Here is a 13999-nt window from a genome sequence, read left to right on the forward strand (position 1 = left end):
AAGTTCATCACACATAGTGATTCTTTCTAAAGTAAGAAATGGTTAAGTTAGAAAGGGCGCACGGTGGATGCCTTGGCACTAGGAGCCGATGAAGGACGGGACGAACACCGATATGCTTCGGGGAGCTGTAAGCAAGCTTTGATCCGGAGATTTCCGAATGGGGAAACCCACTGCTCGTAATGGAGTAGTATCCATACTTGAATACATAGAGTATGAGAAGGCATACCCGGGGAACTGAAACATCTAAGTACCCGGAGGAAGAGAAAGCAAATGCGATTCCCTGAGTAGCGGCGAGCGAAACGGGAACAGCCCAAACCAAGAGGCTTGCCTCTTGGGGTTGTAGGACACTCTATACGGAGTTACAAAGGAACGATATAAGCGAAGAGGTCTGGAAAGGCCCGCCAAAGAAGGTAACAGCCCTGTAACTGAAATGTTGTTCTCTCCAGAGTGGATCCTGAGTACGGCGGAACACGTGAAATTCCGTCGGAATCCGGGAGGACCATCTCCCAAGGCTAAATACTCCCTAGTGACCGATAGTGAACCAGTACCGTGAGGGAAAGGTGAAAAGCACCCCGGAAGGGGAGTGAAATAGATCCTGAAACCGTGTGCCTACAAGTAGTCAGAGCCCGTTAACGGGTGATGGCGTGCCTTTTGTAGAATGAACCGGCGAGTTACGATCCCGTGCAAGGTTAAGCAGAAGATGCGGAGCCGCAGCGAAAGCGAGTCTGAATAGGGCGCATGAGTACGTGGTCGTAGACCCGAAACCAGGTGATCTACCCATGTCCAGGGTGAAGTTCAGGTAACACTGAATGGAGGCCCGAACCCACGCACGTTGAAAAGTGCGGGGATGAGGTGTGGGTAGGGGTGAAATGCCAATCGAACCTGGAGATAGCTGGTTCTCTCCGAAATAGCTTTAGGGCTAGCCTCAAGGTAAGAGTCTCGGAGGTAGAGCACTGATTGGACTAGGGGCCCCTACCGGGTTACCGAATTCAGTCAAACTCCGAATGCCGATGACTTATCCTTGGGAGTCAGACTGCGAGTGATAAGATCCGTAGTCGAAAGGGAAACAGCCCAGACCGCCAGCTAAGGTCCCAAAGTATACGTTAAGTGGAAAAGGATGTGGAGTTGCTTAGACAACCAGGATGTTGGCTTAGAAGCAGCCACCATTTAAAGAGTGCGTAATAGCTCACTGGTCGAGTGACTCTGCGCCGAAAATGTACCGGGGCTAAACGTATCACCGAAGCTGCGGACTGTTCTTACGAACAGTGGTAGGAGAGCGTTCTAAGTGCAGTGAAGTCAGACCGGAAGGACTGGTGGAGCGCTTAGAAGTGAGAATGCCGGTATGAGTAGCGAAAGACGGGTGAGAATCCCGTCCACCGAATGCCTAAGGTTTCCTGAGGAAGGCTCGTCCGCTCAGGGTTAGTCGGGACCTAAGCCGAGGCCGAAAGGCGTAGGCGATGGACAACAGGTTGATATTCCTGTACCACCTCCTCACCATTTGAGCAATGGGGGGACGCAGGAGGATAGGGTAAGCGCGGTATTGGATATCCGCGTCCAAGCAGTTAGGCTGGGAAATAGGCAAATCCGTTTCCCGTGAAGGCTGAGCTGTGATGGCGAGCGAAATTTAGTAGCGAAGTTCCTGATTCCACACTGCCAAGAAAAGCCTCTAGCGAGGTGAGAGGTGCCCGTACCGCAAACCGACACAGGTAGGCGAGGAGAGAATCCTAAGGTGATCGAGAGAACTCTCGTTAAGGAACTCGGCAAAATGACCCCGTAACTTCGGGAGAAGGGGTGCTTCTTAGGGTGTTAAAGCCCCGAGAAGCCGCAGTGAATAGGCCCAGGCGACTGTTTAGCAAAAACACAGGTCTCTGCGAAGCCGTAAGGCGAAGTATAGGGGCTGACGCCTGCCCGGTGCTGGAAGGTTAAGAGGAGCGCTTAGCGTAAGCGAAGGTGCGAATTGAAGCCCCAGTAAACGGCGGCCGTAACTATAACGGTCCTAAGGTAGCGAAATTCCTTGTCGGGTAAGTTCCGACCCGCACGAAAGGCGCAACGATCTGGGCACTGTCTCAACGAGAGACTCGGTGAAATTATAGTACCTGTGAAGATGCAGGTTACCCGCGACAGGACGGAAAGACCCCGTGGAGCTTTACTGCAGCCTGATATTGAATGTTGGTACAGCTTGTACAGGATAGGTAGGAGCCTTGGAAACCGGAGCGCTAGCTTCGGTGGAGGCATCGGTGGGATACTACCCTGGCTGTATTGACCTTCTAACCCGCTGCCCTTATCGGGCAGGGAGACAGTGTCAGGTGGGCAGTTTGACTGGGGCGGTCGCCTCCTAAAATGTAACGGAGGCGCCCAAAGGTTCCCTCAGAATGGTTGGAAATCATTCGCAGAGTGTAAAGGCACAAGGGAGCTTGACTGCGAGACCTACAAGTCGAGCAGGGACGAAAGTCGGGCTTAGTGATCCGGTGGTTCCGCATGGAAGGGCCATCGCTCAACGGATAAAAGCTACCCCGGGGATAACAGGCTTATCTCCCCCAAGAGTCCACATCGACGGGGAGGTTTGGCACCTCGATGTCGGCTCATCGCATCCTGGGGCTGTAGTCGGTCCCAAGGGTTGGGCTGTTCGCCCATTAAAGCGGTACGCGAGCTGGGTTCAGAACGTCGTGAGACAGTTCGGTCCCTATCCGTCGCGGGCGCAGGAAATTTGAGAGGAGCTGTCCTTAGTACGAGAGGACCGGGATGGACGCACCGCTGGTGTACCAGTTGTTCTGCCAAGGGCATCGCTGGGTAGCTATGTGCGGACGGGATAAGTGCTGAAAGCATCTAAGCATGAAGCCCCCCTCAAGATGAGATTTCCCATTCCGCAAGGAAGTAAGATCCCTGAAAGATGATCAGGTTGATAGGTCTGAGGTGGAAGCGTGGTGACACGTGGAGCTGACAGATACTAATAGATCGAGGACTTAACCTATATTCTAATGTGAAGCTTGAACATTGTTATCTAGTTTTGAGAGAACATTCTCTCCATCAGGTTTGGTGGCGATAGCGAAGAGGTCACACCCGTTCCCATACCGAACACGGAAGTTAAGCTCTTCAGCGCCGATGGTAGTTGGGGGTTTCCCCCTGTGAGAGTAGGACGCCGCCAAGCTTTTTGTTTATATCCTTCCAATGGAAGAAGTTACTTTATCCATTCCGCAGTAGCTCAGTGGTAGAGCTATCGGCTGTTAACCGATCGGTCGTAGGTTCGAGTCCTACCTGCGGAGCCATGCTTCCATAGCTCAGTAGGTAGAGCACTTCCATGGTAAGGAAGAGGTCAGCGGTTCGAGCCCGCTTGGAAGCTTTCCTCTATATGATAATGGTAAATGTTAAGGTTTCTCGTTGATGAGAAGGCTTTTTTTGTTTGTTTTAAAATAAATTGACGTTTATTGATCTTAGTTAGGCTCATGAAACTAGAAAATGACTCGAGCGATTTTGATGGAAGTTTTGCCTTAGCTTTCTACATACTCCTTCTATTTGTTCTTGATTCTTCGGCGTATTTCTTTTATCCTTACTAAAGTGATGACTTCCTCTCTTACAAAAGACTCTGTACGTTCCTCTTTTTCCCCGAAATTGAATGGTTATTGTTTTTTCCTTTCTGTATCTCCGGTTTTTATTCGCCTTCTTTTTCCTTGTACGGTATGTATATAAAAAGGAGTAGATGGTTTGAAAGATTTATTTGTAAAGCAAGAATGGTTTGGACATGTGCGTCAGGATGTGCTGGCGGGTATTTTAGTGGCCTTGGCTTTGATTCCTGAAGCGATTGCGTTTTCGATTATTGCGGGCGTTGATCCTAAGGTCGGTTTGTATGCTTCGTTTTGTATTGCGATTGTGATTTCGTTTGTTGGTGGACGGCCAGGTATGATCTCTGCCGCTACTGGGGCTATGGCGCTGGTTATGGTCAATTTGATTGCAGATCATGGATTGCAGTATTTGTTTGCGGCTACGATTTTAACAGGCTTGATTCAAATTGTGTTTGGAATGTGTCGTATTTCTCGTCTGATGAAATTTATTCCAAGGTCTGTGATGGTTGGTTTTGTTAATGCATTGGCAATTATGATCTTCATGGCACAGCTGCCGCATTTCGTTGGGGAATCCATGGCTATGTATGTCATGACAGGTGGCGCTTTGTTCATCATTTATGTATTACCGATGGTCATCAAAGTCGTTCCCTCTCCACTCATTGCAATTATTGTGATGACGATGATTGCTGTATTTGGGCATATTGATGTCAGAACGGTTGGGGACATGGGAGAGCTTCCTAGCTCTTTGCCAACTTTTCTTATTCCCAATGTACCGTTTAGCTGGGAAACACTTGCTATCATTTTTCCTTATTCCTTAGCACTTGCGATGGTTGGTTTACTTGAATCTTTATTAACAGCACAGATTGTAGATGATATGACAGAAACGTCTAGTCGTAAAAATAAGGAAGCGAGAGGCCAAGGAATTGCCAATGTGGTGGCAGGATTTTTTGGCGGTATGGCTGGCTGTGCGATGATTGGTCAATCTGTGATTAATACAAAGGCAGGGGGACGAGGCAGGCTTTCTACCTTTGTGGCTGGTGCATTTTTAATGGTATTGATTTTTGTTTTGGGTGATGTAGTCGTTCAAATTCCGATGGCTGCTCTTGTGGCTGTCATGATCATGGTTTCTATTGGTACCTTTGATTGGAGTTCATTCCAGCAGCTGAAAAAGAACCCAAAAACAGATTCTCTTGTGATGCTTGTCACGGTCGTGACGGTGGTGTTCACTCATGATTTATCTAAGGGTGTTTTTGCAGGCGTGCTGCTTAGTGCGGTATTTTTTGTTTCTAAAATATCAAAACTTCATATTACCTCTACAGAAAGCCAAGCTGGTACTTGGGTTTATCGAATTAAGGGGCAAATTTTCTTTGCTTCCGTGACTGATTTGATTCAAGCCTTCCATCATGGAAACGACCTGCAAACGGTTGTGATTGATTTGTCTGAAGCGCGTATATGGGACGAATCAGGTGTGGCAGCGATTGAACGTGTGAAGGAAAAATATCGTACAGCTGGTGTAGAGGTGGACGTAGTTGGAATGGATACGTCTAGTCAAAAGCTTGTGAAACAAGTGATTGGATCTTAAAAAACTTTTCTGTTTGTTACAATAGAACAAGGAAGAAAGTGAAGGATGGAGGTGGCCGGCATGCTTGACCGTTTGAATCAGGTGCTCGGCCGGATGATGCCGCTTATTACGCCTGTCAGTGTGCTACTTGGTGTATTATTGGCGGCGTATTTAAAAGATTTGACCTTTTTGGTGCCTTGGGTGTTTGCTGTGATGACATTTGCAGGAAGTCTGTCTGCTACCTTTTCAGCTTTAAAGCATACGGTGATGCATCCATTGCCTTTAATTTTAACGTTTTTGATTTTGCATGTGTTGATGCCCCTTTACGCTTGGTCAGCGGGGCATCTGATCTTTGCGGGTGACTCCATGACGATCACCGGTTTGACACTTGCCATGGTGATTCCTACAGGGGTTTCTAGTTTAATATGGGCAGCGATGTATAAAGGGAATGTTGGATTAACGTTATCCATTATTTTAATCGATACTTTGCTGTCGCCATTTATCGTACCTGCTAGTCTGTCACTTCTCGTCGGTTCACAGGTCCATATGGACATGATGGCCATCATGAAAGGGCTATTTGGTATGGTGGTGCTTCCATCTATTTTAGGGATGCTCGTACATCAATATGCAAAGCCGGCGGTGACGAAAAAGATCAGTCAGACTCTGTCTCCTTTTTCAAAAATAGGCTTGTTTGTTGTGGTCTCGATCAATAGTTCTGTTGTGGCTCCCTATTTACGTGAACTAGATGCTGCGTTTTTTAGTAAAACAGCCCTTGTATTTTTCATTGCAATGAGTGGATATTCTTTTGCGTGGTTCATTGGGAAGGCGATGAAATGTACTCAAGGAGAAATTGTGGCGATTGTGTATACGGGCGGTATGCGGAACATTAGTGCGGGTGCTGTGCTTGCTATTAGCTTTTTCCCGCCTGCTGTTGCTGTCCCTGTCGTGATTGGCATGCTGTTTCAGCAAGTACTTGCTGCCTTGTTTGGTTTTTTACTCAATCGATTTGAGCTGAAAGCACCTGCTGTGATTAAGTCTTTATCATGAAAAAGCCTCCATCCTTTAGGGACTGACCCCCGTTTTTGAGACAGGAATCAAAACACCTTTATGAAACAGCCAGTTGCCGAAACTCTTTTGGTGACTGGTTGTTTAATTTCAATTGAATTCGGATATTGTTATAATAATCAATATACTCCCTGACTGTTTTTTCTACAATGGCTGTTGTAGTGTTTGTCAGGTGGTGGAGATAGAATCCTTCTGATTTTAAACTGGAGTGGAAGGATTCGATGGGGGCATTATCAGCGGGCATTCCCTTACGGACATGCTCATGGTAATGCTTTTTTCCTTTATCTCCTTTTGATAAGCATAAGAAGTGTAGACCGAACCTTGATCACTATGAAGTACGCAGCCTTTAGGTAATGTCTGTAACTGCTTCAATGTATCTAAAACAAGCGAAACATCCTGTTTATCACCAATCGTATAAGCCATAATCTCACTTGTATATAAATCTTTTATGCTAGATAGATAAAGTATTTTTTGGCCAAAGGGCAAATACGTTATATCTGTCACCAGTTTTTCAAGTGGCTTTGTCGCAGTAAAATCCTGTTTTAAGTGATTTTCTGCAATATAATAAGGTTGACCAGTCTGTTTACGCTTTTTTACTTTCACACGACACTGTAAACCGTAGGTTTGCATAATACGTTGTACGGTCTTATGGTTCATTTTCATTTCTTTTCGCAGTAGAGCCGTTATTTTACGATAACCGTACGTATATTGGTGTGACTCACAAACGATGAATGTCTCCAGATTTATACCATTTCATCCATGTTTTAAGTTGGGTCACATTCCGAATATTTAATTCCTCCAACACTTTTTTAACTGGTACTCCCGCCAATCGCATTTCAATTGCCTTCATCTTCACTTCAAATGGATAACTAACTCTTGAACCCATAGAAAAACACCTCCAAATTGTTTTCAGGTATTCTATACCCGATTTTCAACTTAAAGGTGTTTTTATCTGTCTCACTTTATGGGGTCAGTCCCCTTTAAGGTGGAGGCTTTTTTTGCGATTAATAGATGAGATATTTTTTCCGTTTCTTTTCAAATGTTTTCAGGTCATGGTGGTATTGTTTCATGATGTGTTTTATGGGAGTGCCTTTATTGATTTCTTCTTTGATCCAGCTATTCCCGATGAGTTTATCAAAGCTGCCTGTTTGTAGGAATTGAAAGTCATTAGGATACAAGTCATGTATTGCTTTGATGATGGATAGACCTGTTTTGACTGCTTCGAATGATTTTCGGTCTGTGACATAAAGCTGTACCCCGTGAGACAAAGTCCCAGCATGTTTTGAAAAGGTAGGGGTAAATGAGACAGGTCTAAATTGAACGCCTTTTAGTTTTAACCCATTTAAATGATCTGCTAGCTCATTGCTATTGATATATGGAGCGCCAATGAGTTCGAACGGTTTTGTCGTTCCTCTGCCTTCAGAAACGTTTGTGCCTTCGATTAATCCTGTTGCTGGGTAAACAAAGGTACTATCAACGGTCGGCATATTAGGTGAAGGGAGGACGAACGGTAGCTTCGTGTCATCGAACGTCATGGATCGTTTCCAATGTTTCATTTTGATCACTTTTACATCAGCGTTGATATGAAACTCTTTGTTAAACATGTATGCAAGTTCTCCAGTTGTCATCCCATGTCTTAAGGGGATGGGATAGAGACCTACAAAAGAGGCGTGTTCTGGCTCTAATACGGGTCCTTCTACTTTTAGCCCGCCTATTGGGTTTGGACGATCTAAGACAACAAATGGAATGTTGTTTTCCTTAGCTGCTTCCATTGCATAGGCCATCGTGTAAATATAGGTGTAATAACGAGTACCAACGTCTTGAATATCAAATAGCAGGACATCTACATTTTTGAGCATTTCAGGAGTTGGCTTTCTTGTTTTTCCATAAAGAGAGTAAACAGGCAGGCCCGTTTTTTCGTCGGTATACGATTCGACGCCTTCTCCTGCTTGTGCATCACCACGGACGCCATGTTCAGGCCCATACAAGGCAGTCAGTTTAATATCGGGGTGTTCAAATAGCAGATCGACACTGCTTTTCATGTTTGCATCAATGCCTGTAGGATTCGTAATAAGCCCTACTTTTTTCCCTTTAAGCCAAGAGAGGTTACTTGAGAGTAATGTTTCGATACCTGTTTTGACTGTTGCTTTTTTTCCTTTTGTATCTGTTCGTTCTGAATCTGCGGGGGAGGCGGCGGTCAATGTGCTAATCATGAGAATGCTAGCGAGTATCAAGCTTGCTGTCTTTTTCAAGAGAATCCCTCCTATTTGATCTGTTTGCCTTTTAAATTGAGCCCATAGCCAAATGGGTAAATGGTTTGGTTAGGATGAGTGACTGATGGGATAGCGACTGGTAATTTCCCTTTAGGTGAGGCCGCTCCAAAAATCACTTCTAGTCCCGCAGGAATATTTGGTTGATTGAATTGTCCGTTTGAGTACCCTTTAAAACCGTAAACAGCCAGTAAGGCATCGGCTTCCTCGAAATTTGCAGCATCATATGGGTTTCGGAGACTCATGATGACCAATTTTTTGTTTTGTGCTGCTGCTTCTTTCATGACAGCACGAGGGAAGGCCGTTGCCCATTTTTTCGGATCCTGTACACCGTCATCAATGACGCCATCATTCACAGCCGGGTCATTTTGGACAACGTAAGAGCCGGTAATGACATAGTCAGCATCTTGAATGAGTTTGGCTGTTTCTTTGGAGAAGCTCTTATCTGCAAATGCGTATGATTGGATTTGTACAGGTTTGATCTTTTTCTGTTTGATCAGAGATTCAATTGTAACGGACATTGCTTTTGTTTGATCTTCGTACGGTGCCATGAGCACGATTTTGTCATTCTTTTTAGGCTTAAAAGGCAAGGTTTTGTCGTTGTTTTTAAGGAGAGTGATTCCTTCACGTGCCATTTTCTGTTCTGCTTTTCGGTGCGACTTTTGACCAACGAGCTGAGTGGCTTTTTTGATTTTCTTCTCAAGGCTTACTGATTTATTGGCGGAAATGATGCCGCGTTTGATCTTTAATTGAAGGATTTTTTCGACAGATTGATTGATCTGAGATATCGGAATTTCGTTTGTGAAAACTGCTCTTTTTAAAGCATTGAACACATTCTCAAGGTTTTTTTCTGTCTTTAAGGACGTGACAGGTGCTGGCATGAGGGCAATGTCGACGCCTGCTTTAATAGCCATTACCACAGCTTCTTCCTGTCCGAAGTTATCTGCAATCGCTTTCATATTGAGGGCGTCTGTTACAACCACTCCTTGAAAGCCCATGTCTTCTTTTAATAAGTTTGTGATGACTTTTTTTGATAAGGTTGCTGGAACCATAATGTCCTCGCCATCTTTTTTGCTTTTATACGTTGTGTCATCAATGGCGGGGAATTGAACATGAGCGGTCATGACCATATCTGCCCCTGCGTTGATTGCTTGTTGAAATGGATACAGCTCCACCTTTTTAAGACGATCTAGATCATGTTCTACAAGCGGAAGTCCGTAGTGACTATCAATAGCTGTATCACCATGTCCCGGGAAATGCTTTAATGTGGAAATGGTCTTTTCCTTTTGAAGTCCTTTCATGGTTTGAAGACCAAGTCTCGTGACAAGTTCAGGGTCAGAGCTAAAGGAACGGACACCGATGACGGGGTTATTCGGGTTATTATTTACATCAAGAACAGGAGAGAAATTTGTATTGATACCTAGAGCGTTTAATTCTTTGCCGATGATTTTTCCAGTGTCATAAGCATTTTTCTTACTTCGAGAGGCACCAATCGACATATTTCCTGGGAAATGTGTTCCCTTTTGTAGTCTTGTGACGATTCCGCCTTCTTGATCAATGGAAATGAGTAAAGGAATGTTGGGTGATGCTTGTTGAAATTCATGTGTGAGTTTGACGGTTTGTTTCGTATCAACGACATTTTCTGCAAATAAGATGACACCGCCTAAATGATATTTCTCTACAAGACGAGAGACTTCTTTATTCATTTTTGTGAAGCCTGTAGGAGCGGATTCACCTTCTGCTTGCCAATTGCGAAAGTCTGGCATGAGCATTTGGCCAATTTTTTGATCCAGTGACATGTCTTGAACCATTTGTTTGGCAGTTGGGAGAGGGGCAGAGCTCACCTTTTCCGTTGGAATGGAAGAGGTGAGCAGGGCCAAAACGAGTGCAGCGGGGAACAGAGCTTTTAACATCGAATTCCTCCTTTTACTTAAAAGATTCGTAGATTGCAGTCATGATGCTTCCATAAGTACCAGTTGGGAAAAGGTCACCTTCAAATTGATTTGGGTTGACTTCAGGTGAAACGACGGGTGAATGCTTTTTATTTGTCAGCAAGACGACGCCTAGATTGTGTTTTGGATCAATCAATGTCATCGTTCCGGTCCAGCCTGTGTGTCCATACGCTTCTTTACTTGCGTACTTCCCAAACATCCATTCCATGTCAGTATTGCCGTTTTTCCGCCAGCCTAGCCCGTAAGTTGGGTTCGTGTCTGATGATTCCGTAAAGAGATCGATAGAAGCTTGGTCAAAGATGGTTGTTTTCCCATAGCCTCCTTTATTGAGCATCAGCTGAAGCAGTACGGCCATATCTGATGTATTAGAGAAAAGTCCAGCATGTCCGGAGACACCTGCCATTGAGTAGTAGGCTTTCTCATCGTGGACTTCACCTAGCAAGGTATACCTGCGAATGTTTTCAAAATCAATGACACCATCTCTTGTATTGCCTAGACGCTCGGTTGCTGCAAAATGCTTTGGCTTGAATCCCTTTTTCAGCGGATTGAACATGGTATGTTTGAGACCAAGCGGTCGATAAATCGTTGACTCTACATATTGATCAAGTGGCATACCGGTTTTTTTCTCGATGATCATGCCTAACAGCATGTAATCAATATCACTATAAATATGCTGAGTGCCTGGCTTGTATTGCAGGGGCACCTTTGGCAGCCATTTCATGGTTGTTTGTCTATCTTGGGAGAAAAAAGAGCCCGCTTGCTCTTTGCTATAAAATAAAACACTGGAAGGAAGTCCGGCAGAATGGGTGAGAAGATCCTTGACTCGAAGCTGATCTTTGCCGGTTACCTTTGCATCTGGTTCATCTTGAAAGTCAGGCAGGATGGTTTGTATTTTTTCATTTACATCTAGTTTTTGTTCATATACAAGCTTTTGCAGGGCATAGTTGGTGGCATACATTTTTGTATTGGATGCCAAATCGAACAGTGTGTTCTTTTTCATTTTCTTATAGAATTTGAGTTCGGTTGTCCCTTTATATTTTTGTCTGTAGCCATAGGCTTTTTGATGGACGATCTGACCATCCTTGATAATGATGAGTGCTGCCCCTGGAAATCCTGCTTTGATATCGTTTTGAATCATGTGATCAACCTTCCTAAGCTGCCTAGAAGAAAAACCTACTTGTTCCGGTCGTTTTGCTTTTTTTAAGACGGGATATTCTTCAGGTGCTGTTTTAGACAAAGACGATACAGGATGGGAGCTAGTTGCAAATGTTTGTACTGGTAACCCAAGGAGCATGAACAGACTTGTGATGATGAGAAAATATTTCTTCAAGAGCTAGACCTCCTATTGCTTATTTTCCTCGAATTCAACAGCCATATCATCATGAAATCCAAATAAGTATGTGAAGATAAATCCAGCGACATATGCAATGAAGAGTCCTATTAAGTAAAGTAGCATTTGATGTGTGTGAACGATAAAGGTTAATGGGAGACCTGATACCCCGATTGCTTTAGTGGCGATTTGGAAATAGGCTTGAAATGCTCCGCCGATTCCAGCGCCGAGACAAGCAGTGAGGAAGGGTCTTCCGAGCGGGAGTGTGACACCGAAAATGAGCGGTTCTCCAATTCCAAGCATTCCTGAAGGAAGTCCGCCTGCAATGGCTCTTTTCAGCTTTTTCTTTTTTGTTTTCATATAAATGGCAAAGGCAGCACCGACCTGTCCTGCGCCTCCCATAGCGAGGATTGGCAGAAGCGGGTCATCTCCAATTGAATGAATCAGTTCCATATGAATAGGTGTTAGGCCTTGGTGAAGTCCAGTTACAACAAGAGGAAGGAAGGTCGCACCAAGAACAAATCCGGCAAAAATACCGCCAATGTTTAATAGATAAGTAAGTCCAGAGGTGATGGCATCAGATATAAATCCGCCGACTGGCATGAAGATAACGTACGTGAAAATGCCTGTAATGAGTAGTGTGATGGTTGGTGTGACGATGATATCGAGTGATTGCGGGACGAAGCGTCTGATCCGGGTCTCAACAAGTGCCATAAAAATAGCTGCAAGAAGAACACCGATGAGTCCGCCTCTACCTGGTAGAATATTAGTGCCAAATAACATAATATCAGCGGCAGCTGGGTTAATGATGAGAATACCTGCTAATGCGCCTAATGCAGGAGAGCCACCAAATTCTTTTGCGGCGTTTGTTCCTACTAATATACCGAGATAAGCAAACAAGCCTGAGCCTATAACGGTTAGGATAATCGCAGCTTGAGATTTTTCATCGAGCCAGCCTGCTTGCACGACCGCTTTTGTAATACCCGTTATAAGACCCGATGCAACGAGTGCTGGAATAATGGGAATGAAAATGCTGGCGATCCGCCGTAAGAACAGCTTGAATGGTGTGCGGTTCTTTTGTGAAATGGCTTGTTTGTTTTTCTGTGCTTCGTTGTTTAAGTCATATGAACCTGAGGCGTTGAGCAGCTGTTCAAACGCACTTGATACTTGGTTGACAACACCTGTGCCTAAAATGATTTGCAGTGTTTCCGCTTCGACGACGCCAATGACGCCATCGAGTTCTTTGATCGCGGTGGTTTGCACGTTTTCACGATCAATGGGTGTAATTCGGAGACGTGTCATACAATGTGTGTGGGAAGAGATGTTTTCAGAACCACCACAGAGTGAAAGGATCTCTTTCGCCAACTGCTGATATTTTTTTTGATGACTCATGTTGAATCCCCCTTTGCTTTTCGTTTCATGGAGCGGATGGCATGCCTTGTTTTGTCAATATATTGTGCTGTCTGTTCATATTGACGGGAGGCTAAACTGAGGAACAAGACATCGATTAAATAGAGCTGTGCCATTCTAGAGGAAGTGGCAGCACTGCGAAAAGGTGCTTCATTGGAACCGGACGTTGATAGATGGACATCACACAATGCAGAAACGCTTGTATGCCCTGGATGCGTTAAAGCAATGGTTTTTACTTCATTTTCTTTGGCGAGCTGAAGGGCTTGGATGATGTCTAATGTTTCTCCTGAGAAGGATATACCGAACACAATGTCATTCTTTCCAGCATTTGCGATGACCGTAGATGCGATGTGCATGTCAGTGAAGGCTGTGGCTGCATAATTGATTCTGAGAAATTTCTGCTGGGCATCAGCTGCGACGATGCCAGATGCACCCACACCGATAAAATGGATTTGGTTTGCATTCAGCAGCAGTTGAACAGCTTTTTCTAAAGCTTCTACATTTAAAATAGAGGCTGTATCTTTGATCGATTGAATGGTGTTTCCTGCTGTCTTTTGAATAATGGATTGAAGTGGTTCATCTTGTTCGATATCCCGGTAGCCTTGTTTATCAGTGTGCATTAAATCTCCAGCGATCCGCATTTTCAAATCGTGATAGCCATCCAGCCCGAGAGACTTACAGAGGCGGATGACGGCAGAGCTGCTTGCACCGGCAGCCTGACTGATTTCATGCACTGTGCTTTTAATGACTTTGTCAGGATGGGCAAGGATATAGTCTGCAATGATTTTTTCAGATTGGGGAAGCTTTGATTTCATTGTGTGTAGTAGGGTGAGTCCGCCTGCTGACATGAG

The 13999-nt window shown here is 44.7% G+C and carries 7 protein-coding genes, 2 tRNA genes, 2 rRNA genes and 1 pseudogene; 6 read left to right on the top strand and 6 right to left on the bottom strand.

Annotated features, from left to right (window positions below):
• Positions 1-40: 40 nt before the first annotated feature.
• The 6 genes from NST57_RS00970 (at position 41) to NST57_RS00995 (ending at position 6168) form a co-directional block, all read left to right on the top strand.
• A 23S ribosomal RNA gene (locus NST57_RS00970) occupies positions 41-2971 on the top strand.
• A gap of 61 nt (positions 2972-3032) precedes the next feature.
• Positions 3033-3148 (top strand): 5S ribosomal RNA (rrf, locus tag NST57_RS00975).
• 43 nt (positions 3149-3191) lie between these two features.
• Positions 3192-3266 (top strand) — tRNA-Asn (locus tag NST57_RS00980).
• Position 3267: 1 nt separating this feature from the next.
• A tRNA-Thr gene (locus NST57_RS00985) sits at positions 3268-3340 on the top strand.
• Positions 3341-3702: 362 nt separating this feature from the next.
• A complete protein-coding gene (locus NST57_RS00990) occupies positions 3703-5142 on the top strand; it encodes a SulP family inorganic anion transporter (RefSeq protein WP_142153638.1) in 1440 nt (479 codons plus the stop codon).
• A gap of 60 nt (positions 5143-5202) precedes the next feature.
• Positions 5203-6168 carry a bile acid:sodium symporter family protein gene (locus NST57_RS00995; RefSeq protein ID WP_341297837.1) on the top strand — a complete coding sequence of 322 codons (966 nt, stop codon included), beginning with the start codon at positions 5203-5205 and terminating at the stop codon, positions 6166-6168.
• A 58-nt stretch (positions 6169-6226) separates the two neighbouring features.
• On the opposite strand, the pseudogene NST57_RS01000 reads toward NST57_RS00995, so the two are convergent.
• The 6 genes and pseudogenes from NST57_RS01000 to NST57_RS01025 form a co-directional block, all read right to left on the bottom strand.
• Positions 6227-7072: pseudogene (locus NST57_RS01000) on the bottom strand (IS3 family transposase).
• Positions 7073-7190: 118 nt separating this feature from the next.
• Positions 7191-8399, bottom strand: a complete 1209-nt coding sequence (locus NST57_RS01005) for an exo-beta-N-acetylmuramidase NamZ family protein (RefSeq protein WP_445818808.1) — start codon at positions 8397-8399, stop codon at positions 7191-7193.
• Positions 8400-8449: 50 nt separating this feature from the next.
• Entirely contained in the window at positions 8450-10369 is a 1920-nt protein-coding gene (locus tag NST57_RS01010) for a glycoside hydrolase family 3 protein (RefSeq protein ID WP_341297839.1), read from the bottom strand.
• Positions 10370-10382: 13 nt separating this feature from the next.
• The gene (gene pbp4b, locus NST57_RS01015) at positions 10383-11738 is read right to left on the bottom strand and encodes a penicillin binding protein PBP4B (RefSeq protein WP_060832001.1); all 1356 of its coding nucleotides are present in this window, start codon (positions 11736-11738) and stop codon (positions 10383-10385) included.
• A gap of 12 nt (positions 11739-11750) precedes the next feature.
• Positions 11751-13130, bottom strand: coding sequence for a PTS transporter subunit EIIC (locus NST57_RS01020; protein WP_142153646.1), 1380 nt, complete (start codon positions 13128-13130; stop codon positions 11751-11753).
• The gene (locus tag NST57_RS01025) at positions 13127-13996 is read right to left on the bottom strand and encodes a MurR/RpiR family transcriptional regulator (protein WP_341297840.1); all 870 of its coding nucleotides are present in this window, start codon (positions 13994-13996) and stop codon (positions 13127-13129) included. The genes NST57_RS01020 and NST57_RS01025 overlap by 4 nt, the downstream gene beginning before the upstream one ends.
• Positions 13997-13999 lie beyond the last annotated feature (3 nt).

Source organism: Bacillus sp. FSL M8-0077 (assembly GCF_038050255.1).
Lineage (GTDB): Bacteria > Bacillota > Bacilli > Bacillales > Bacillaceae > Bacillus > Bacillus altitudinis.